Raw genomic sequence first — 22,863 nt, 5'->3', positions numbered from 1 at the left:
GGTCGAAACTACAATTTACCCATTTAAAGTGTAAGGTCAATGCCGCACGGACATGGGTTTTAAAAAATGTGGATAAGATGACAGTTAAACCCACAATCACAGCTTAAATAATTTTAATCATCAAGGTCCTATTTATGCGTGATGAATCACGCCGCTACGGTATGTATGACTATTTTTCATGACGCCGCATCAGCACCGTGGCCGCCAACATCAAACTCAAACTGGCGCAAAGCGTCAGCGTGGCCATCGCCATACCTTGTCCCACTGAGCCCTGTTCGAACTGACGCCAGATAAAGATCGCCACGGTTTGCGTGCCCGCCGGAGCCAGCAGCAGCGATGTCACCAGCTCGCGCGACGCTACGGCAAACACCATCATCATCGCCGCCAGCAAGCTGGGCGCGACTAGCGGCAGCACAACCAGACGCAGCGCCTGCACACGTGATGCGCCGTGCACGCGCGCCGCCGGTTGCAGCGTGGGTGCCAGCTGGCGCAGCGCGCTACTGACATAACGCACCGGCCACGGCAGCAGCAAACAGCTGTACGACAGCAGCAGAATAAACATCGTGTTGTAGGGCGAAACTGGCCAGAAACCGCGGTTCCACAGCAGAATCAACCCCACGCCCACCACCACGCCGGGCATCGCCGCAGGCAGCAGCGCCAGGCCATCCATCATCGCCAGCAAACGGGTTTTCCCTTCCGATACGCGCCAGGCGATCAGAAAACCCAGCGCGCCGGTCAGCAGCGCCGCGCCGAGCGCCAGGCCAATGCTGGTGGAGAAGGCCGCCAGCGCATCGCCTTGCTGGCTGAACAGCGCGCCGAAGTGGCGTAGCGTCAGATTACTCAGATGTAATCCGCCGGAGAGCGTATTCAGTAAGCCGCTCAGGGTCATCGCGCCGAGCGGCAGCACCACCGCCAGCAGCACGGTGACAGCAAACGGCAGCAGCATTAAGATTTGTAAGCGTCCCGCATGCGCCAGTTCCTGACTCACCGGTTTGCCACCAACCGCCGTCACATCGCTGCTGCCGGTCAGTTTGCGCTGTAGCAGCCACGCCGTGAGCGCCATCAGGCTCAGCATCAGTGACAGCGACGCCGCGCCAGGCAGATCGATCGGCCAGTCGGCGAGTTTGGTTTCAATGCCAACGGTCATCAGCGTCAACTTCGCCTGCGCACCGAGCGCCGCAGGCACGCCGAACTCCTCAATCGCCAGCGTAAACGCCAACAGCACGCCGCCCGCCAATGCCGGTAAGGTGAGCGGCAAGGTGATGTGCCAGAAGCCGCGCCACGCCGATGCGCCATGCACGCGCGCCACCCAGGCGAGACGTTGCCCGCTGGCCAGCAGCGAACGCGACACCGCGAAATAGACCACCGGGAAGATGTTCAGCGTCATCACGCCAATCATGCCGCTGCTGCTAAACAGCAGGCTGTCGAAGTTGATGCCGGTGAGTTGTTCGATATACCCGTTGCGTTGCAGCGCCAGCGTCCATGACAGCGCCACAATATAGGGCGGCGTCAGAAAGGGGATCAGAAACAGCAGATCCCACAGCGCCGCGCCCGGCAAGCGGAACAGGCCGCGCAGTGCGCCGAGCGGCAAGCCCAGCAGCAAACTGCACAGCGCCACGCCGTCGCCGATTTTCAGCGTGCCCAGCCACATCGCTGCCAGTTGCGGATCGTCCAGCAGCGCCGGAAAAGCACTAAAAGCGCCGCGCCAACTGCCTTCACCTAAGTAGGGAAACAACGCTTGCAGCACGATAAACAGCAGCGGCAGCGCCACCAGCAGCAATAACGCCAGCAGAATCACGCCATTCAGGGCACGCGACATCGCTTACTGTCCGAACAGGGCGCCAAAGCGCTTTAGCACCGCCGAACGTTCGCTGCTGCCATCCTGATTAGTCGGCAATAACTTGATCTCGGTAAACAGCGGACGTTGCGCTTTGATATCGGTACGCGCCGGCATCAGCCAGGCTTTTGCCACTTGCTCCTGACCTTCATCTGACAGCACGTAATCAACGAACTTTTTCGCATCGTCTGGGTGCTGGCTGCTTTTCAGGATCATCATCGGACGCGGTGCGACCACGGTACCGTTTTCCGGGAAGATCACTTTCACGCTCTCGCCCTGCGCGATGTTGTTATAGGTGACGTAATCGACCGCGCCAAACACCGCCGCTTTCGCGCCTTGCAGCACCGGCGTCACCGCCTGCGCGTTGGGGCCGCTCATCACCATGCCGTTGGCTTTCAGCTGGTCAAACAGCTGCCAGGCTTTTTCGCCTTCGCTGTTTTGCAGGCCAATCAGCAGATCGAGTGACGCGCCAGACAGCGCCGGATCCGGCGTGGTGACGTTATCTTTGAAGGCGGGCGCGGTGAGATCCTGCCAGGTTTTCGGCTCTGGCGTGTTGCTTTGCGTATTCCACACGATGCCGAGCGCGGAAATGCCCTGCGCGACATAGTTGGCGGTTTTGAACTGATTCGGCACCTTCGCCGCGTTGGCGCTGTTGAACGGCAGCAGCCAGCCGCGCTGTTGCAGATCTTCGGCGGTATCCCACGAAGCCGAGATCAGCACGTCGGCTTGCGGATTGGCCTGTTCCGCTTCCAGACGCGCCATCACTTTGCCGGTGGTGGCCTGGAAAATATTCACTTTGATGCCGGTCTGTTTTTCAAATCCGGCGGCAAGACTTTTCGACAGCGAACCCGGACCGGCGGTGTATACCGTCAGCGCCTGGGCGTCGTTGATCATGATGGCGGAAGTCAACATCATCGCGCTGATGGCTCCTGTTTTAACTGACTTGAGAGATGGCATTGCAGTCCCCTGAGAGGTGAGTAACGGAAACAATCTGGCCCTGCGCCAGGTGAATGATGCGGTCGGCCAGCGTGTTGGCTTCGTCGCGATCGTGCGTAACGTAAACAGCGGTGATGCGCGCCGCGCGCAGCAAATCCGCCATGGTGTGAACCAGAGTTTCACGCAGGTCGCGGTCGAGGTTGGAGAGCGGTTCGTCGAACAGCAGAATGGCCGGTTTCGCCACCAGCGCCCGCGCCAGCGCCACGCGCTGCTGCTGGCCGCCTGAAAGCAGCGCCGGTTTGCGATCGCCAAAATCCGCAAGGCCCACCTGCGCCAGTGCGGCATCGGCCTGTTGCCGCGCGGCGGCTTTTTTCATGCCGCGCATACGCAGCGGAAAGGCGACGTTTTGCGCCACCGACATGTGCGGCCACAGCGCGTAATCCTGAAACACCATGCCAAGGTTACGTTTTTCCGGCGCATCACAGTGGCGCGGTGAGGCCACGCAGCGTTGGCCGATCCACAGTTCGCCGGCGGTGGGCTGCAACAAACCCGCCAGCAGTTTCAGCAGCGTGCTTTTGCCACAGCCGCTCGGGCCGAGCAGCGCCAGAATTTCGCCTGCGGGAATGGTCAGGGAGAGATCGTGCAGAATAGTCAGGTTATCCACCGACCATCTGAGATTTTTCAGTTCAATAGGCAGCGCGGCATGCGTCATCGGCCACCTCGCGCGAAGGCGTGAGCGTTACGCACGCGCGCCTGAGAAATCAGGGGCGTCATCAGATTGTTATCCTCTTTGGGATTTGATTGGGGGCGAGTCTACGAGCGCGATATGACGAAATGATGACCATAAAACTGGGCATTTCACTGATGCGGATAAAACCAAATGACGTATAGTTATCCTCTTGTTATAAAAATTCCGTCACCCACGAGCGCAATCACTCATGCCTGACTCGCCTGCCGCCGCACCTGAACACGGCCGTTTTCGCCTCAATTTACTGATCCTTTCCATCGTGAAGTTCAACTTTGCCAGCTATCTCACCATCGGCTTGCCGCTGGCGGTGCTGCCCGGTTTTGTCCATGACGGACTGGGCTACAACGCCTTCTGGGCCGGATTGGTGATCAGCCTGCAATACATCGCCACGCTGCTCAGTCGCCCACACGCGGGACGCTATGCCGATCTGTGGGGGCCGAAAAAAGTGGTGGTGCTGGGGCTGGTGGGATGCTTGCTGAGCGGCATCTGTATTTTGCTGTCGGCGCTCAGCGATGGGCAGGGCGTGCTGAGTCTGGTGCTGCTGTGTCTGGGGCGCGTGATTCTCGGCATCGGACAAAGTTTTTCCGGCACCGGCACGTCGCTGTGGGGCGTGGCGCGCGTCGGTTCGCTGCATATTGGCCGGGTAATTTCGTGGAATGGCATTGTCACCTATGGCGCGATGGCGATCGGTGCGCCGCTCGGCGTGGTGATTTTCCGCAGCGGCGGCTTGCTGCTGCTCTCCAGCATCATCATTGCCATTTGTTTACTGGCAATTGCGCTGGCGCTGCCGCGTGCACCGGTGAAAGGCAGCAAAGCCAAGCCGCTGCCGTTCCGTGACGTGCTGAGCAAGGTGTACGGTTTCGGCCTGATTCTGGCGATGGGTTCCGCCGGGTTTGGCGTGATCGCCACCTTTATCACGCTGTTTTATCAGGATAAAGGTTGGGATGGTGCCGCCTTCGCGTTGACCATGTTCAGTGCCGCGTTCGTCGGCACGCGTCTGCTGTTTCCGAATGCCATCAACAAGCTCGGTGGTTTGCGCGTGGCGAGTATCTGCTTTGGGGTAGAAGCGATGGGCTTGTTTCTGGTGGCCGGTTCATTCGACCCGTGGATGGCGAAGATGGGCGCGTTCCTCACCGGCGCGGGTTTCTCGCTGGTATTCCCGGCGATTGGCGTGGTGGCGGTGAAAGTGGTGCCGCAGCAGAATCAGGGCAGCGCGCTCGCTACTTATACGGCGTTTATGGATTTATCGCTGGGCATCACCGGCCCGATCGCCGGTTTCATTATGAGTTATGCCGGGGTTTCGCTGGTCTATTTCCTCACCGCACTGCTGGTGTGTTTAGCGCTGTTCTGCACGCTGCGCATGATTAAGCAGATGCCGGAAGAGCCGATGGTGGAGATTAAAGAGAATGCGTAGTTGTTCTCGGTGAATCCGATATCCCCTAAATAATTTACGTCAGAGCAAGGCGGCAAGATTGTAAGTCCCCAGGAGCTTACATTTGTAAGTGACTGGGGTGAGCACGAGAAGCCAACGCAGCTATGGCTTAAAATATGACGGGTATGAAAAAAAGGCCTCCGACCGAGGCCAACACTAACAAAATGTGTCATTAGACACAGATAAGGGTTCGTTTAGGCTTGCAGCAACTCAATGCTGTAGCGAATTTGGCGCTCAATGTCTGCTGGCTTCCACGTCTCCAGCTCGGATGAAAACGGTTCAAAGGCATACACGCCTTTATAGCCCAACATCTCCAGACGTTTCACCTGCGCCACGCTGTTCAGCACATCACGGTCGCTGAGCATGATGCGTTGTTCATCGGTCAGTTGCGCCGTTGGGCGGGTATCTTCCACGCCGGATAAATGCACCAGGCCAATATGGTTGATATCAATCTCCTGCGGGAACTCGTTTTCGGCGTTCTCATACAGGTGATGATGGAAGGTATCGAGCAGTACCTTAAACGGGACTTTTGCTTGCTGAATCAGTTGCTGCGTCTGCACCGCCGAGCGCAGCGAACTGACCGGGAAGCCCAGCGGTTCAACCAGCCCCTGAATGCCATACTTTTCAAAGCGCGGCGCCAGTACCTGCAGCGCTTCCAGCGTCTGCTGGGGCGAAATCTCAACTCCTTCATTGAGCGGACACATCACCAGCGCTTTTGCGCCGATGGCCTGAGCTTCCTGTAGCAGCGCGTCGGCTTTAGCCAGCAGCGACTCATTGGCACGGTTAAACGGATAGAGCGCGTTAATCGTCACGATTTCAATGTGGTACTTATCCGCTAGCGCGCGCAGCTGCGCCGCGCTGAGATCATCGGTTACCTTGCCGCTCTGCATGTCGTTACGCAGTTCAACCTTGCTCAATCCCAGGCGTTGCACCAGCTGAAAGAAGGCTTCCAGCGTTAGCCTGGGCGCAATTTTACGGTTAATACAGAAACGGGTCGGATCGATGGCCATGTGCGGCTCCTGTAAACGGATACGGATTAGGTGCTGCAAAGAGAACATTTATTTCATTATTATTGAATTATGAAATATCAGATATTGGATCTGCCTCGCAAAAATTTCATATTTCGTTTCGCGTTGCATGGGTAAGCTGGATTTCAGACATAAATTCGGTGCGGGCAACGGCTTAACGGCAGAGCGGTTTGGCGAGCCTTTAGCGCCAGCAGTGCAGCGCTACGAGCTGATTTACACCCGGCTGTCAGCGCAGGCGGAAAAAATGCGATCCATGCCGCTAAAAGGAAATTTTCTAAAAAGAAGTATTTGAAAAATTAATTTCATTACGATAGCTTCATAGCACGCTTTAAGTATTGCCTGCACACGCAGCGTCGCGGTTCGAACGGGCTATCTGCAGGGAACTTCACATCTAAGAGGCAACGACATGACTATCGTAGGAAACTTTATCGGCGGCAAAATTACCCACAGCGCCAGCAATGAAACCATTCCCGTGTACGATCCGGCGACCGGCAAAGTCGTGCGTGAACTGACGCAGAGCACCGCTGCTGAAGTGGAAAAGGCGATTGAAGTCGCGCATGCCGCCTTCCCGGAATGGTCGAAAACCGCGCCGTTGCGTCGTGCCCGTGTGATGTTCAACTTTAAAGCGCTGATGGAAAAACATCGCGAAGAGCTGGCGGCACTGATCGTGTCTGAGCACGGTAAAGTGTGGTCCGATGCGCTGGGTGAACTGACGCGCGGTATCGAAGTGATCGAGTATGCCTGCGGTATTCCACATCTGATTAAAGGTGAAAACTCACCGAGCGTGGGCACCGGCGTTGACAGCTATTCGCTGATGCAGCCGGTCGGCGTTGTCGCCGGTATCACACCGTTTAACTTCCCGGCGATGGTGCCACTGTGGATGTTCCCCATCGCGCTGGCGTGCGGCAACACCTTTATCCTCAAGCCACCGGCGCTGGATCCTTCCGCATCTGTGCGCATGGCCGAACTGCTGAAAGAAGCGGGCCTGCCGGATGGCGTATTCAACGTGGTGCATTCGTCTAACGAAGATGCCGAGCAGCTGTACAAAGATCCGCGCATCGCCGCAGTCAGCTTCGTGGGTTCTTCCGGCGTAGCGGAGCACATCTATAAAACTGCCAGCGCCCACGGTAAACGCGTGCAGGCGTTTGGCGCGGCGAAAAACCACGCCATCGTGATGCCCGATGCCGATCTCGATGCCACCGTGAACGCCATTATGGGCGGTGCGTTTGGTTCAGCGGGTGAACGCTGCATGGCGCTGCCGGTTGTGGTTGCCGTGGGTGACGACACCGCAGACAAACTAATTGCGCGTCTGACGCCGCTGATCAAAGCGCTGCGCGTCGGTCCTGGCATCCAGAAAGGTGCCGAAGAGAATGAAATGGGGCCGGTGGTTTCTGCTGCGCACCAGAAGAAAGTGCTGGGCTACATCGACAAAGGTGAGCAGGAAGGCGCGAAGCTGGTGGTTGATGGCCGCGGCATACAGGTTGCTGGCCATGCAGAAGGTTACTACGTTGGCGGCACGCTGTTCGACAATGTGACGTCGGATATGACTATCTGGCGCGAAGAGATCTTTGGGCCGGTGCTGAGCATCATGCGTTCCAGCGATTACGACAGCGCACTGCAGCTGGTTAACAGCCACGAATTCGGTAACGGTAGCGCCATCTTCACCAGCAACGGCCACACCGCGCGTGAGTTCGTGCAGAACGTCGAAGCTGGCATGGTTGGCGTTAACGTGCCGGTTCCGGTGCCGATGGCGTTCCACAGCTTCGGCGGCTGGAAGCGTTCGGTATTTGGTGCGCTGAACGTGCACGGTCCAGACGGCGTGCGTTTCTACACCCGCATGAAAACCGCCACCGTGCGTTGGCCGAGCGGTCAGCAGACCGTATCTGAGTTCAGCATGCCGACGCTGGGCTAATTTCGCTCAACAAGGAGGAACAGGATGTCTCTGATTTCGAAAGCGCAAAAACCCGACAGCAACGGCCGCATCCAGCACGTCACGCCGGAAAGCGCGGGCTGGGAATATGTCGGCTTTGATGCCTATCTGCTGAAAAAAGGGCAGAGCCTGAAGCTGAGTAGCGGCGACAAAGAGTTGTGTCTGGTGCTGGTGGCGGGCTTTGCGTCGGTGAAAACCCGTCACGCCGAGTTTCCGAATCTGGGTAAACGTCTGTCGCCGTTTGAACGCACTCCGCCTTACTCAGTTTACGTACCGCATAACGACGAAGTGGAAGTATATGCGGATAGCGATCTGGAGCTGGCGGTGTGTAATGCACCGAGCAGCGGCAACCTGCCGGCGCGACTGATTGCGCCGGAAGACGTTGGCGTTGAGCAGCGCGGTAAAGGGCGTAATCAGCGTCTGGTGCACAATATTCTGCCGGACAATAAAGAGGCCGACAGCCTGCTGGTGGTGGAAGTTTACACCGATGAAGGCGCGACCAGTTCGTATCCCAGCCACAAGCACGACCAGAAAAACAGCCCGGACGAAACCTATCTGGAAGAGACCTACTATCACCGTTTCGATCCTGAGCCAGGTTTCGCCATGCAGCGCGTGTATACCGACGACCGTTCCCTCGACGAGTGCATGGCGCCGTATAACCGCGATGTAGTGACGGTGCCGCGTGGCTATCATCCGGTGGCAACCATTGCCGGGTACGATAACTACTATCTCAACGTGATGGCGGGTCCAAAACGTCTGTGGAAATTTACCTGGGAGAAGGATCACGCCTGGGTGAACAGCGACCAGTATCCGCGTTCGTAGATTGCGCATCAATGTAAGAAGGGCAGCCAGGTGGCTGCCCTTTTTTGTTAGCTGCTCGACTCTGCGAAGAGATTATTCGCTGGGCACGTTGTTGTTCAACGCCAGCGACACGGCGAGCGTCTGTGCCAGACACAGCGAAGCGACCTGCGAACGGAAGCCATCCACTTGCGCTTCACGCACCACAAAACACACATCGCTGAAGGCGGCCAGCGGGCTGACCTGACTGTCGGTGATGGCAATCAGATGCGCGCCACGTTTGGCACCCAACTCAACCAACTCCACCGCTTCACGCGCGTATGGCGAATAGCTGATGGCGATCACCACGTCTTTCGGGTTCACCATGCTCAGCTGCTCGGTGAACATGCCGCCGAGGCCGTCGATCAGGAACGCACGACGCTCCAGATGGCGCAGCGCATACACCAGATACGATGCCACGCTGAATGAGCGACGCAGGCCGATGATGTAGATGTTCTCGGCTTCATCGAGCATTTTCACCGCGCGGTTGAGCTGGTCTGGATTGACCTGCATCGCCAGCTGTTGCAGCGCCTGGCTGTTGACCATGGTGAAGACGTTGAGGATTTCGGCCGGGCTCTCTGGTGAAGTGGCGCTGTCGTCAGTGGCGGTCTGGCGGAACAGACGTGCGCGCTCGGTATAGTTAACGGTCTCTTCCATCAGGTGCTGACGGAAAACCTGTTTCATTTCGTTGAAGCCGCTGAAGCCAAAGGCGTTGGCAAAGCGGATCAGCGTCGAGGGCGGCACATCGGCATGTTGTGCGATGGAAGCAACGGTATCGAAAGCGATGCTGTTACTGTTATCAAGGATATAACGAGCCACCTGCTTCAGGCGTTTGCTCAGCGTCTCATAGCGACGACGGATCTCGTCCTGTAACAAGGTTAATTGCGTTGGATTATTGGTCATTACTTCGGCCCGCTAGAAAAGAAAATATGGCTGGATAATGAGCGCTATAGTACCAGATGGATGGAAAATTTCATTTGTTTGACATCATCGTGACGCTTATTTCATCGGTTTATGAAATGCCTCACAGAATATGCAGGTTTTCCCCTTATCCTAACCCTCTCCCGCAAGCGGGCGAGGGAACCGTCTTGTGCGGTACCCCGGATCGCGTTCATTACTCAACAATTGCTGGAGCGGTCCCTTCTCCCGCTGGCGGGAGAAGGCTAGGTTGAGGGCCAGCGAGAACAATCAAAAAAGCGGCCAATTGGCCGCTTTTTCCCAGCTAACTTCGCACTTAACCGCGTACAGCGCGCCAGTAGCCGATCAACCGCAGGTAATTCCCTTTCACGGTCTCAACCAGCGCCTTATCATCCAGCTCGCCTTGCAGCCACTGGCGTGACGGCTGGCCGAAGATGGTGCGACCTACCGCGAAACCTTTCACCCACGGCGCTTGCGCTGCGGCGGCGAAACCAGCTTTCAGCGTCTCTTCCGGGGCATCGAGGCCCAGCAGCAGAATGCCGCGGCAGTGCGGGTCGTTCTGCTCGATCAACCCGCTGATCGCCTGCCAGCTTTCGGCAGACAGCGGCGGCAGTTTCCACCAGTCTGGCTGAATGCCAAGGCTGTAGAAGTGGCTCAGCATGTCGTAATAGTAGGATTCGTCACGGTCCGGATTGCTCTCCGGCAGAATCAGCTCCAGCAGCAGTTCGTGCCCGCTCTTGTTACAGCCATTCCACACATCGAGCACCAGCTCATCCTGCTCTTTACGCAGTTCCGCGCTGTCGTGCGGATGGTAGAACACCAGACATTTCACCACGTGCTCGGCTGGCCAGTCGACCAGCTGTGAGCCGATGTTGCCGTGCTCAAGACGCAGCGGACGTGAACTTGGCAGCTCAATTGGACGCCCAATCCACCAGTTTTTACCGGTAATCGCGTTCAGCGCTTTCTGGCCGTAAGTGGTATCCGCGAGGATGCCGCTCTTTTCATTCAGGCCGGCTTCATTGGCCGCTTCTTCTGCGGCACGCAGCAGCAGCAGTTTCAATTCTGGGATGCGCGCTTCGCTGACGCCCGCTTCGCGCGCCATATCAGCCAGCTGTTTGCGATGGTCGAAGGCGAACACATTCAGCTCTGGCCACTGCTGTTTACGCGTGGTGACGCGATGCAGGTGATTGAGACGTACATCAAGATCCGGACGTTTCACCTCTTTATCGCGGCTTAGGAAATCATCCAGCTCTTCTTTGGTCGGCATCGCCGGTGCACAGCCGTGGCGCGAAACCACCAGCGCGCCACAGGCGTTCGCGTAACGGCACGCTTGCTCCCAGCTTTCATCATTCAGCCAGCCGCGCAGCAGGCCAGACATAAAGGCATCGCCGGCACCCAGCACGTTCAGCACTTCAACGCGCACGCCGCTCTGCAGTTTGGTCTGTTCCCAACTATCCGGGATCTCGCCCTCAAACACCACGCAACCCAGCGGACCGCGTTTGCACACTAATGTGGCCTGGCTCGATTTACGCACATTTTTCAGCGCGGTCAGCGTATCGGTGCTGCCACCAGCGATATGGAACTCTTCTTCCGTTCCGACCACCAAATCGAAATAGTGCAGCACTTCCTGTAGCTGTTGCGTCACTTCGCCCGATTCAATGAAACGCGTTTCGCCGTCGCCGAGTGAGGTCAATCCCCACAGTACCGGACGATAATCGATATCCAGCGCGGTGCGCAGGCCGTTGCGTTTGGCGATATCCAGCGCTTTCAGTACGGCGGCGCGGGTTTGCGGATGCGAAAGGTGCGTGCCGGTGACGGCGACCGCGCGTGAAGAGGTGATGAAATCTTCGTTAATATCTTCCGGCACCAGCCCCATATCGGCGCAGTTGTCGCGGTAGAAGATCAGCGGGAAGCTCTCTTCATCTTTGATCCCAAGGATCACCAGCCCGGTCAGGCGCTGCTTATCGGTAATCAGGCCATCGGTATTGCAGCCCGCACGTTGCAGCTCTTCACGCAAAAAGCGGCCGTTATGCTCGTCACCTACGCGCGCCAGCATCGCCGATTTCAGGCCCTGGATCGCCGTACCGTAGGCCACGTTGCCGGAAGACCCGCCGAGATATTTGTTGAAGCTGGTCATATCTTCCAGGCGTGATCCAATTTGCTGACCGTAGAGGTCGACGGCGATGCGTCCGATACAAATCACATCAAGCCGCTTCTGTTGTGTACTCATACCTATTGTTTCCTTCTGTGATAAGCAGACACTGCGGGCGCTGCCGCCCAACGTCGAGCGCTTTGCTTCCGGGTTCTCAAGGTGCCTGATTGGCTTTGGTCGCAGTATGAGGAATAAAAATTCCAAATTCAATATGAAATGAAACATCCATCACGATTTTGTGAGCCAGGTAAAACTCTGACCAGGCCGCAAAGCGGCGTTTGAATCGTCGGGAGTTTCAGTGATAGTAAGGCTTGTGAGCCAGGTCTCAGGAAAGTGCTGGCGAATCAAGGAAGCTACTGAAGTGAAATGAAATTTCGTTATGACCTGCAAATGACCTGTTACTGTTCCACTTTTCCCCCTTTCGCGGCTTGCGCAGCCCACGTTTCATTGCTGAATTTGATCTCCATCGCAAAATGAAATGTTTCTTCTGTAATCGTGTTTAATGAAAAAAATATTTGTTTATAATCGCCTCACGTTTCACTTAATCCGCGGGCGCCGTGAACGGCAGTTTTTACCCGAACCGCGATGTACCTCGCCGCAGGTACCAGCATGTAAAGGAAGAAGCATATGGGCACAATCAGACTCACCACGGCACAGGCGCTGGTAAAATTTCTTGATAACCAATACCTGAACGTTGACGGCGTTGAAACCAAATTTGTGAAAGGCATTTTTGCCATTTTCGGTCACGGCAACGTGCTGGGATTGGGACAGGCGCTGGAGCAGGACAGCGGCGATCTGGTGGTGCATCAGGGCCGTAACGAGCAGGGCATGGCGCACGCTGCTATTGGCTTTGCCAAGCAGTCGCTGCGTCGTCAGATTATCGCCTGTACCTCATCGGTCGGTCCCGGCGCGGCCAACATGATTACCGCTGCTGCCACCGCGACCGCCAACCGCATTCCTTTACTGCTGCTGCCGGGCGATGTGTTCGCTACGCGCCAACCGGATCCGGTATTGCAGCAGATCGAACAGAGCCACGATCTCAGCATCAGCACCAACGACGCGTTCCGCGCCGTGAGCAAATACTGGGATCGCGTCAGCCGCCCGGAACAGCTGATGACTGCCTGCATCAACGCCTTGCGCGTGTTGACCGATCCGGCAGAAACCGGCGCGGTGACGATTGCGCTGCCGCAGGACGTGCAGGGCGAAGCCTGGGACTTCCCGGAATACTTTTTCCAGAAACGTGTGCATCGTCTGGATCGCCGCTTGCCAACTGCCGCGCAATTAGAAGATGCGCTGGCGCTGATTGCGCGTAAACACAAGCCGCTGATCATTGTCGGCGGTGGCCTGAAATATTCCGATGCCGGGGATGCGCTGCTGAAATTTGCCGAGCGCTTCAACATTCCGTTTGCCGAAACTCAGGCCGGTAAAGGCACCATCGTTTCCGATCACCCGCTCAATGTCGGCGGCGTGGGCGAAACCGGCTGCCTGGCGGCCAACCTGCTGGCGAAAGAGGCCGATCTGGTGATTGGTATCGGTACGCGTTACACCGACTTCACCACCGCGTCGAAATGGATTTTCCAGAATCCGGACGTGAGCTATCTGAACCTCAACGTCAGCAACTTCGACAGCTACAAGCTGGATGCGGTGCAGCTGCTGGCGGATGCGCGTGAAGGTTTAACCGCGCTGGAAAGCGGGCTGCAAGGTTTCGAAAACCATTGGGGCGGCCAGATTGAGCTGTCGCAAAGCAAGCTGTTGAAAGAGACGCAGCGCGTCTATGCCGCCACCTATAACACCGACGATTTCATTCCGGAAATCGCCGACCACGCCGATCGCGAAGCGCTGTTTGCCGAGTTTGAGCGCCTGACGAAATCGGTGCTGACGCAGAGCAGCGTGCTGGGCGCCTTAAACGAGCAACTCCCAAAGGATGCGGTGATTGTCGCGGCAGCGGGCAGTCTGCCGGGCGACCTGCAGCGCGTGTGGCGCACCAAAGATTACAACTCGTACCACGTTGAGTACGGCTACTCCTGTATGGGTTATGAAGTGAATGCCGCGCTGGGCGTAAAGCTGGCGCAGCCGCAGCGTGAAGTCTACGTCATGGTTGGCGACGGTTCGTTCATGATGCTGCACTCCGAGCTGGTCACGTCGATTCAGGAAGGGGCGAAAATCAACGTGGTGCTGCTGGATAACATGACCAACGGTTGTATCAACAACCTGCAGATGGAACACGGCATGGACAGCTTCACCACCGAGTTCCGCTTCCGTAATCCGGAAGGGGGCAAGCTGGATGGCGGCTTTGTGCCGGTGGACTTCGCGGCGATCGCCGGCGGTTACGGCTGCAAAACCTACCGCATTACCACGCTGGAACAGCTGGAAGCCGCGTTGATCGACGCGCAGAAGCAGACCGTTTCCGTGCTGTTCGACATCAAAGTGCTGCCAAAAACCATGGTGCACAAATACTTCAGCTGGTGGCACGTCGGCGTGGCGCAAACCTCTACGTCAACGCGCACGCAAGAAGTGGCCGACAACCTTAACGTGCATATCGAACAAGCACGTAAGTATTAAAACCTCTTTTAGGCCGGAGCTCTCCGGCCTTGTTTTACCCTAACTTATCCGACTCTACAGGTGTAATTATGACGCTCAAACTCGGTGTAATTGGTACCGGTGCAATTGGTCAGGAACACATTCGTCGCTGCAATAACGTCTTGCAGGGTGCCAAAGTGGTGGCGGTTTCTGATATCAACGTGGAAGGGGCGCGCGCGGCGCTGCAACGTCTGAATATCGAAGCCGAGGTGTATCAGGATGGTCATCAGGTGATCAACTCGCCAGACGTTGACGCCGTGCTGGTGACATCCTGGGATCCGACCCACGAAGAGTTTACGCTGGCGGCAATCGCGGCCGGCAAACCGGTGTTCTGTGAAAAGCCGCTGGCGCTGAGCGCTGAAGGTTGCCGTCGCATTGTGGATGCCGAGATCAAACACGGTAAACGTCTGGTGCAAGTGGGCTTTATGCGCCCTTACGATGCCGGCTATCGCGCGCTAAAAAAAGTGATCACTGACGGTGAAATCGGCGAACCGCTGATGCTGCATTGCGCGCACCGCAACCAGAGCGTCGGCGAGAATTACACCACCGACATGGCGATCACTAACACCCTGATTCACGAGCTGGACGTGCTGCGCTGGCTGACCGAAGACGACTACAAAACCGTGCAGGTGGTGTTCCCGCGCACCACGTCGAAGTCTCATGCCAATTTGAAAGATCCGCAGATCGTGCTGTTCGAAACGCAGAAAGGCATCCGCATTGATGTGGAGATCTTCGTTAACTGCGCGTACGGCTACGACATTCAGTGTGAAGTGGTGGGCGAAGAGGGCATCGCTAAGCTGCCGGAGCCTTCGGCGATCCAAACGCGCAAAAACGCGCGTCTCGGCGTGCCGCTGCTAACCGACTGGAAAGACCGTTTCATTGATGCTTATGACGTTGAGCTGCAAGCGTTTATTAATGACGTGAAAGACGGCCAACTGACCGGACCTTCTGCCTGGGATGGTTTTGCTGCTTCCGTGGCCGCCGATGCCTGCCATAAAGCGCAGAACAGCGGTGCGATTGAGCCGGTAACCATGCCGCCGCGTCCGGATTTCTACGCCAAATAACTGAGCTGTGCGCTAAATACTCCTCGGCGGCTCAGCGGCCGCCTCTGTGAATCAGGGACAACAACATGAACAAAGACAACGTTAAACTGGCGATCGCGCCAATCGGCTGGACTAACGACGACATGCCAGAGCTGGGCAGCGAAAACACCTTCCAGCAAACCGTGAGTGAAATGGCGCTCGCGGGTTTTACCGGCAGTGAAGTGGGCAGTAAATATCCGCGCGACCCGGCGATTCTCAAGCCGATGCTGGATATCCGTGGCATTCAGATCTGCAACGCCTGGTTTAGCACCTTCTTCGCCAACGGCGACAAAGCGAAAACCATCGACGAATTTACCCATCACATGAACTTCCTGCATGCGATGGGCGCGCGCGTGATTGGTTGCTCCGAGCAGAGCAAAAGTATTCAGGGCACCACGCTGCCGGTGCTGGAGCAGAAGCCGATTTTCAGCGATGAAGAGTGGCGCTTAACTGCAGAAGGCTACAACGAGCTGGCGGAGATCGCCGCGAAGAAAGGCATGCGTTTGACGCTGCACCATCACATGGGCACCGGCATTCAGACGCCAGCCGAGATCGATCGCTTTATGGAATCGACCAATGAGAATGTTGGCCTGCTGTACGATACCGGCCACATCTACTATTCCGAAGGTTCACAGCAGGCGATGCTGGATGTGCTGACCAAATATCTGCCGCGTATTTTCCACGTGCATCTGAAAGACGTGCGCGACAGCGTGGTAGCCGAAGTGCGTGAGAAATCGCTGTCGTTCCTGGATGGCGTGAAGAAGGGGACTTTCACCGTGCCGGGCGATGGCGTGATCGATTTCAAACCGGTGTTCAAAATCCTCGATGATTACGGCTATAAAGGCTGGATGGTGGTGGAAGCGGAGCAGGATCCGGCGCTGGCCAATCCGTTCGAATATGCGGTAAAAGCGCGTAAATACATCCGCGAGAATGCGGGGTTATAAGGGCAAATTCGCGCAATGCATTGCGCCGCTACGGGATGTACACGCATTCGTAGCGGCGCGATTTTTCGTGCTGTTTTCCATAAAAAAGGCCGTTATCCCATCAGGATAACGGCCTTTTAATTGGCTGAGATTATGACGCTAACGACAACGCCGGTTTCTGTGCGTTGACCGCCAGCCACTCGGCAATGCGCGCCTGCTCGGCTTCGTTCAGCCACATACCTTGTTTGGTACGACGCCAAATCGCATCATCCAGTTCGCGTACCCATTCGTTTTTCACCAGGTAACGCAGCTCGGCTTCGTAGAACTCGTGACCGAAGTTTTCACCCAGATCGTCGATGCTCTTCGCGCCTGCCAGCAGCTCTTCGGTGCGGCTGCCGTAAGTCCGCGCAAAGTGACGCGCCATCCCTTCGCTGATAAACGGATAGCGACGACGCAGGCTGGCGGTGTAATCCTCGCGTGAACCGGAGAAATCCCCGCCCGGCAATACCGCGTTTTTCGTCCACGCCGGGCCGATATTCGGGTAGTATTTGGTTAGTTTCTCCAGCGCATGTTCCGCCAGCTTACGATAGGTGGTCAGCTTGCCGCCGAACACGGACAGCAGCGGCGCCTGGCCGTTGTCGTCATGCACATCCAGCGTGTAATCACGGGTGATGGCCTGCGGCGAATCCGATTCGTCATCGCACAGCGGACGTACGCCCGAGTAAGTCCAGACGATGTCATCTTTGCTCAGCTGCTGTTTGAAGTGTCCATTGAACACGTTCAACAGGTAGCTGATTTCGTTGTCATCGATCTTCACGTCTTTCGGATCGCCTTTGTACTCCACGTCGGTGGTGCCGATGATGGAGAACTCATCCATCCACGGAATCACAAACACGATACGGTTATCTTCGTTTTGCAGGATATACGCCTGCTTTTCGCGATGGACGCGCGGTACCACGATGTGGCTGCCTTTGATCAGACGAATGCCGTACGGCGATTTCAGCTTCAGACCATCGTCGAAGAACTCTTTTACCCACGGACCGGCCGCATTGACCAGACCTTTGGCGCGCCAGGTGTAGGTTTTACCGCTGTCGATATCTTCGGCTTCCACCATCCACAAACCGGCTTCACGCCAGGCGCGGGTCACGCGCGTGCGGGTGCGTACTTCGCCGCCCTGTTTTTCCACTTCCTGCGCATTGAGTACCACCATGCGCGCATCATCAACCCAGCAGTCAGAATATTCGAATCCGCGCGTGATCTCCGGCTTGAGGGCCGAATCCGCGCCAAAACGCAGGCTCTTACTGCCCGGCAGCGTGGTGCGTTTGCCGAGGCGATCGTACATAAACAGGCCCATACGGATCATCCACGCCGGACGCAGATGCGGACGGTGCGGCAGACGGAAGCGCATCGGGAAAGCGATGTGCGGGGCCATTTTCAGCAGCACTTCACGCTCTGCTAACGCTTCGCCCACCAGGCGGAATTCATAGTGTTCAAGGTAGCGCAGGCCGCCGTGAATCAATTTCGAGCTGTTGGAGGAGGTTGCACAGGCCAAATCCCGCGCCTCCAGCATCAGCACCGACAGTCCGCGTCCTGCAGCGTCCACTGCAATGCCGGCTCCGTTAATGCCGCCGCCGATCACGATCAGGTCTTTGGTTTCCACGTCATCTCCTCCGATGTTCGGAATAGTTCTAAAATGTTCGTTTTCGAGCGTAATAATAATCGGAAACCAACATCTACGCCAGCGGTTAACTGAATAAAAACATTTTTGCGTGATATAGCTAACATTCCGACAGGAAAAAAATCACATAACCACAGGACTTGTCAGGTTATCGCGGCGCGTTCTCAGGTTAAACTAGGCGCTAATTGTGATGAAGTAATGAGAGACACCATGGAAACCTTCGAGTGTATTAATGTCCTGCAGGCGCAAGAGCATCTGGCACAAGGTGCGCAGCTGGTGGATATCCGTGATCCGCAGAGCTTTATGATGGGCCACGCGGCGGGCGCGCAACATCTGAACAATGACAACCTGGCGGATTTCATCGCCAACGCCAATCAGGCTTTGCCGGTGCTGGTGATGTGCTATCACGGCAACAGCAGCAAAGGCGCGGCGCAGTTCCTGCTGGGCCAGGGATTCAGCGCGGCGTACAGCATTGACGGCGGATTTGATGCCTGGCGCGCGGCATTCCCGGCGCAGGTTGCCCTCGGCGACGCCTGAGCCCATCGCATAAGGAAGGAGATCACCGCATGATGCGCATCACCCAGTTCAATAATCCGCGCATGGCGCAGGCGTTTGTCGACTACATGGCGACTCGCGGCGTGACGCTACGCATTGAGCGCGAAAGCCACTTTGTCATTATGTTGGATGACGAAAGCAAGCTGGAGAGGGTCGAAAACGAACTCGCGCAGTTCGTGCGCGATCCCAACCATCCGCGCTATCAGGCGGCCAGCTGGCATAGCGGCAACACCGAAAGTGGCTTGCGCTACGAGCGCACCCACATCTGGGCGAGCATTCGCGAACGCGCAGGTCCGCTCACCATGACCATGATGATCGCCTGCGTCGCGGTATTTATCCTGATGCAGATCGTCGGTGATGATGTGGCGCTGGATTGGCTGGCGTGGCCGGCGGATTCTTCGCAATATTTCCAGGTGTGGCGCTGGTTTAGCCATGCGCTGCTGCACTTCTCGCTACTGCATATCCTGTTCAACCTGATGTGGTGGTGGTATCTCGGCGGTGCGGTCGAGAAGCGTCTCGGCAGCGGCAAGCTGTTTGTGATTATGCTGATCTCGGCGCTGCTAACCGGCTGGATGCAGGCCAAGTTCAGCGGCGTGCTGTTTGGTGGCTTGTCGGGCGTGGTTTACGCGTTGATGGGTTACTGCTGGCTGCGCGGCGAGCGCGATCCCGAAAGTGGTATTTATCTCGAGCGCGGCCTGATTGGCTTTGCGGTCGTATGGTTGGTGATTGGCTGGTACGGCGCATTTGGTCTGTCGATCGCCAACGCCGCGCACGTCACCGGCTTGCTGGTGGGTTTAGCGATGGCATTTGTTGATACGCGTAAGATTACGCGTCGTTAGCAGCACCAATAAAAGAAGCGGCCACGAGCCGAGGAGAGAGATGTGAAGCAGACGCAACGTCATGACGCCATTATCGATCTGGTCCGGCGTCAGGGATATGTCAGTACCGAAGAGCTGGTGGATCACTTTGAAGTCAGCCCGCAAACCATTCGGCGTGACCTGAACGACCTGGCCGATCAGAACAAAATCATGCGCCATCACGGCGGGGCGGCGCTGCCGTCCAGCTCAGAAAATACCGCATGGCAGGATCGTAAAATGATGTGGTCGGCGGAGAAAGCGCGCATCGCTGAGCGCGTGGCGAGCCAGATCCCTGATGGCGCCACGCTGTTTATTGATATCGGCACCACGCCGGAAGCGGTGGCGCATGCGCTGCTCAATCACAACAATCTGCGCGTCGTCACCAACAACCTCAACGTGGCGATTCTGCTGATGGCGAAACCTGATTTCCGCGTGATTATCGCCGGCGGCGAAGTGCGCACGCGCGATGGCGGCATCATGGGCGAAGCGACGCTGGACTTCATTTCGCAGTTTCGCCTCGATTACGGCATTCTCGGCATCAGCGGCATTGATATGGATGGTTCGCTGCTGGAGTTCGATTATCACGAGGTGCGCACCAAACGCGCCATTATCGAAAATTCGCGCTGCGTGATGCTGGTGGTGGATCACTCGAAGTTTGGCCGTAATGCGATGGTCAACCTCGGCAATATGAGCCTGATTGATTACATGTATACCGATCAAAGCCCGCCGGCCAGCGTGCTGAAAGTGATTGAACAGCACGAAGTTCACCTCGAACTTTGCTAATGCCGTAGCGGCGCAATTTATTGCGCGATAAATCGCGCCGCTACAAAAATCAGCACCGATTTTTTTCACCGCACCTGCATTTCCCTGTCGCTTTTTTCTGCGCCCCCAGCTTTACTTATCCATTCACCTCTTGCGCTCGCCCGGCTTTACCGTTAACGGACTCGAAGGGATTGATATGTCGCAGCAAAAATTCAATAAAACACGTTTCGACGCCGCGCTCACCCGCCAATGGCAGCATCTCGGACTCACTTCCGCCCAGCAAATGACACCGCAGCAATGGTGGCAAGCGCTGAGCCGCGTGCTGGCAGAAATGCTGGCGACGCAGCCACCTGCGCCAGCCAAACATGGGCAGCGCCACGTCAACTATCTATCGATGGAGTTTCTGCTGGGGCGTTTGACCGGCAACAATTTGCTCAATCTTGGCTGGTATAACGAAGTGCAAGCCGCGCTGGCGGAACATCAGGTTGAGCTGAGCGAACTGCTGGAAGAGGAGGTGGATCCGGCACTCGGTAACGGCGGATTGGGGCGTTTGGCCGCTTGCTATATGGATTCGATGGCGACCGTCGGCCAGGCTGCGATGGGCCACGGCCTCAACTATCAATACGGCCTGTTTCGTCAGACGTTTGCCGACGGAAAGCAGCAGGAAGCGCCGGATGACTGGCAGCGCGATCGCTATCCGTGGTTCCGCTACAACGCCGCGCTGGATGTGCAGGTAGGCCTCGGCGGCAAGGTCAAAGAGAACCACGATGGCAGCCTCAGCTGGCGACCTAAAATTCACCTCAAAGGGGAAGCCTGGGATTTGCCGGTGGTGGGCTATCGCAACGGTATCACGCTGCCGCTACGCCTGTGGAAAGCCAGCAGCGCGCAGCCGTTCGATCTCACCGCGTTTAACAACGGCCAGTTCCTGCAGGCCGAGCAGCAAGGCATTGCAGCCGACAAGCTGACCAAAGTGCTCTATCCCAATGATAATCATGCCGAAGGTAAGCGGCTGCGCCTGATGCAGCAGTATTTCCAGTGCGCCTGCGCGGTGGGCGATATTCTGCGGCGTCATCATCTCGCCGGGCGCGCCATTCGCACTTTGCCTGATTTCGAAGTGATCCAGCTTAACGACACGCATCCCACCATCGCCATCCCGGAGATGCTGCGCGTGCTGCTGGATGAGCATCAACTGAGTTGGGACGATGCGTGGCATATCACCAGCCGCACTTTTGCGTATACCAATCACACGCTGATGCCGGAAGCGCTGGAGCGCTGGGATGAGAAGCTGGTGCGCGACCTGCTGCCGCGCCATATGTTGATCATCCGCGAGATTAATCGCCGCCTGAAAAAGGTGGTGAAGCAACGGTGGCCAGACGATAAAGCGATCTGGCACAAGCTGGCGGTGGTGGCTGATGGTCAGGTGCGCATGGCGAATCTGTGCGTGGTGAGCTGTTTCGCCGTCAACGGCGTGGCGGCGCTGCACTCCGAGCTGGTGGTGAAAGATCTGTTCCCGGAATATCACCTGCTGTGGCCGAACAAATTCCATAACGTGACCAACGGCATCACGCCGCGCCGCTGGTTGAAACAGTGCAATCCGCTGCTGGCGACGCTGATCGATGACAGCTTGCAGGTTGAGTGGGCCAACGATCTCGATGCGCTGGCGTGGCTGGCACCTTTCGCCCGCAAAAAGGCGTTTCGTCAGCAGTTTCGCGACATCAAGCAGCAAAACAAACAGCGGCTGACGCTCTACGTCAAGCGCGTGACCGGCATTGATATCAATCCGGATGCGCTGTTTGACGTGCAGATTAAGCGACTGCATGAGTACAAACGTCAGCACCTCAGTTTGCTGCATATGCTGCACTGCTATCGCCAGCTGCGCGACAACCCGGATAACCCCGACTTCGTGCCGCGCGTGTTCCTGTTTGGCGCCAAAGCCGCGCCCGGCTACTACCTCGCCAAAAATATCATCTATGCCATCAACAAAGTGGCGGAGGTGATTAACAACGATCCACTCGTCGGCGATCGCCTCAAAGCGGTGTTTATCCCGGATTACCGCATCACCGCCGCAGAGCTGATGATTCCGGCCGCCGATCTCTCCGAGCAGATTTCCACCGCCGGTTATGAGGCTTCCGGCACCGGCAATATGAAACTGGCGCTGAATGGCGCACTCACTATTGGCACGCTGGACGGCGCCAATGTGGAGATTGCTGAAGCGGTGGGCGCGAAGCATATCTTTATCTTCGGCAACAGCGTGGATGAGGTGAAAGCGCTGAAGGCGGGCGGCTACAGCCCGAAAAAGCTGCGTAAACAGAATCCTTATCTGGATGGTTTGCTGAAGGAGCTGGAGAAGGGCAAGTTCAGCGAGGGCGATAAGCATGCGTTTGATTTGATGCTGCAAAGCCTGACCAAAAATGGCGATCCCTGGCTGGTGCTGGCCGACTTTGATGCCTACATCGCCGCGCAGCAGCAGGTGGAAGCGTTGTGGAAAAACCCGGACGCCTGGACGCGCGCAGCGATCCTCAATACCGCTCACACCGGCCGCTTCAGCTCTGACCGTTCAATTCGCGATTATCAGCAGCGGATTTGGCAGGCGGCCCGATAAAGACAC

Annotated in this window: 18 protein-coding genes; 11 read left to right on the top strand and 7 right to left on the bottom strand. The window is 56.9% G+C overall.

The annotated features are described in order from the left end of the window. Positions 1-169 precede the first annotated feature (169 nt). From PO881_RS17990 to PO881_RS17980, 3 genes are read right to left on the bottom strand one after another with little or no spacing between them, the layout of a single operon-like run. A complete protein-coding gene (locus PO881_RS17990) occupies positions 170-1,819 on the bottom strand; it encodes an ABC transporter permease subunit (RefSeq protein ID WP_280172170.1) in 1,650 nt (549 codons plus the stop codon). A 3-nt stretch (positions 1,820-1,822) separates the two neighbouring features. Further along, positions 1,823-2,794 (bottom strand): ABC transporter substrate-binding protein, encoded by a 972-nt coding sequence (locus tag PO881_RS17985; RefSeq protein ID WP_222235067.1) that lies wholly within the window; start codon positions 2,792-2,794, stop codon positions 1,823-1,825. After that, entirely contained in the window at positions 2,772-3,485 is a 714-nt protein-coding gene (locus tag PO881_RS17980; RefSeq protein WP_280172169.1) for an ABC transporter ATP-binding protein, read from the bottom strand. Before PO881_RS17980 ends, PO881_RS17985 begins: the two co-directional genes overlap by 23 nt. A gap of 226 nt (positions 3,486-3,711) precedes the next feature. Between PO881_RS17980 and PO881_RS17975 the strand changes: the two genes are divergently transcribed. Next, entirely contained in the window at positions 3,712-4,935 is a 1,224-nt protein-coding gene (locus PO881_RS17975; RefSeq protein WP_280172168.1) for an MFS transporter, read from the top strand. Between the two features lie 212 nt (positions 4,936-5,147). Here PO881_RS17975 and PO881_RS17970 read toward each other — a convergent pair whose 3' ends face one another. Further along, the gene (locus PO881_RS17970) at positions 5,148-5,963 is read right to left on the bottom strand and encodes a TIM barrel protein (RefSeq protein WP_217549892.1); all 816 of its coding nucleotides are present in this window, start codon (positions 5,961-5,963) and stop codon (positions 5,148-5,150) included. Positions 5,964-6,090: 127 nt separating this feature from the next. On the opposite strand from PO881_RS17970, the gene PO881_RS17965 reads away from it, so the two are divergent. The 3 genes from PO881_RS17965 (at position 6,091) to iolB (ending at position 8,733) form a co-directional block, all read left to right on the top strand. After that, on the top strand, positions 6,091-6,273 hold the full coding sequence (locus PO881_RS17965) for a hypothetical protein (protein WP_280172167.1): 183 nt from the start codon (positions 6,091-6,093) through the stop codon (positions 6,271-6,273). 114 nt (positions 6,274-6,387) lie between these two features. Further along, complete coding sequence (locus PO881_RS17960) at positions 6,388-7,893, top strand: CoA-acylating methylmalonate-semialdehyde dehydrogenase (RefSeq protein WP_008107947.1); 1,506 nt, start codon at positions 6,388-6,390, stop codon at positions 7,891-7,893. Between the two features lie 24 nt (positions 7,894-7,917). Then, a complete protein-coding gene (gene iolB, locus PO881_RS17955; RefSeq protein WP_271461189.1) occupies positions 7,918-8,733 on the top strand; it encodes a 5-deoxy-glucuronate isomerase in 816 nt (271 codons plus the stop codon). A gap of 72 nt (positions 8,734-8,805) precedes the next feature. On the opposite strand, the gene PO881_RS17950 is transcribed toward iolB, so the two are convergent. After that, positions 8,806-9,651, bottom strand: coding sequence for a MurR/RpiR family transcriptional regulator (locus PO881_RS17950; RefSeq protein WP_101762694.1), 846 nt, complete (start codon positions 9,649-9,651; stop codon positions 8,806-8,808). A gap of 331 nt (positions 9,652-9,982) precedes the next feature. Continuing rightward, entirely contained in the window at positions 9,983-11,896 is a 1,914-nt protein-coding gene (gene iolC, locus PO881_RS17945; protein WP_192414808.1) for a 5-dehydro-2-deoxygluconokinase, read from the bottom strand. Positions 11,897-12,445: 549 nt separating this feature from the next. Here iolC and iolD point away from each other — a divergent pair. From iolD to iolE, 3 genes are all read left to right on the top strand, one after another. Continuing rightward, a complete protein-coding gene (iolD, locus tag PO881_RS17940; RefSeq protein WP_192414810.1) occupies positions 12,446-14,380 on the top strand; it encodes a 3D-(3,5/4)-trihydroxycyclohexane-1,2-dione acylhydrolase (decyclizing) in 1,935 nt (644 codons plus the stop codon). A 68-nt stretch (positions 14,381-14,448) separates the two neighbouring features. Next, a complete protein-coding gene (locus PO881_RS17935; protein ID WP_217549901.1) occupies positions 14,449-15,462 on the top strand; it encodes a Gfo/Idh/MocA family oxidoreductase in 1,014 nt (337 codons plus the stop codon). 65 nt (positions 15,463-15,527) lie between these two features. Further along, positions 15,528-16,424: a myo-inosose-2 dehydratase gene (iolE, locus tag PO881_RS17930; RefSeq protein ID WP_192414812.1), complete on the top strand. Its 897-nt coding sequence runs from the start codon at positions 15,528-15,530 to the stop codon at positions 16,422-16,424. Positions 16,425-16,554: 130 nt separating this feature from the next. Here the strand turns inward: iolE and glpD are convergent, their stop codons facing one another. Further along, entirely contained in the window at positions 16,555-18,063 is a 1,509-nt protein-coding gene (gene glpD, locus PO881_RS17925; protein ID WP_110867634.1) for a glycerol-3-phosphate dehydrogenase, read from the bottom strand. A 228-nt stretch (positions 18,064-18,291) separates the two neighbouring features. Between glpD and glpE the strand changes: the two genes are divergently transcribed. The 4 genes from glpE to malP all read left to right on the top strand — a co-directional run bounded on the left by glpE (position 18,292) and on the right by malP (position 22,857). Beyond that, on the top strand, positions 18,292-18,618 hold the full coding sequence (gene glpE / locus PO881_RS17920) for a thiosulfate sulfurtransferase GlpE (protein ID WP_101762689.1): 327 nt from the start codon (positions 18,292-18,294) through the stop codon (positions 18,616-18,618). A gap of 32 nt (positions 18,619-18,650) precedes the next feature. Continuing rightward, positions 18,651-19,475 (top strand): rhomboid family intramembrane serine protease GlpG, encoded by an 825-nt coding sequence (glpG, locus tag PO881_RS17915; RefSeq protein ID WP_271461215.1) that lies wholly within the window; start codon positions 18,651-18,653, stop codon positions 19,473-19,475. A 42-nt stretch (positions 19,476-19,517) separates the two neighbouring features. Next, complete coding sequence (locus PO881_RS17910) at positions 19,518-20,276, top strand: DeoR/GlpR family transcriptional regulator (RefSeq protein WP_008107931.1); 759 nt, start codon at positions 19,518-19,520, stop codon at positions 20,274-20,276. 175 nt (positions 20,277-20,451) lie between these two features. Continuing rightward, positions 20,452-22,857 (top strand): maltodextrin phosphorylase, encoded by a 2,406-nt coding sequence (gene malP, locus PO881_RS17905; protein WP_280172166.1) that lies wholly within the window; start codon positions 20,452-20,454, stop codon positions 22,855-22,857. The last annotated feature ends 6 nt before the right edge of the window (positions 22,858-22,863 follow it).

This window comes from Pantoea sp. SS70, assembly GCF_029866845.1.
Taxonomy (GTDB): domain Bacteria; phylum Pseudomonadota; class Gammaproteobacteria; order Enterobacterales; family Enterobacteriaceae; genus Pantoea; species Pantoea leporis.
Note: the sequence above shows the minus strand (reverse complement) of the source record. Positions and strands in the feature narration are given on the sequence as shown.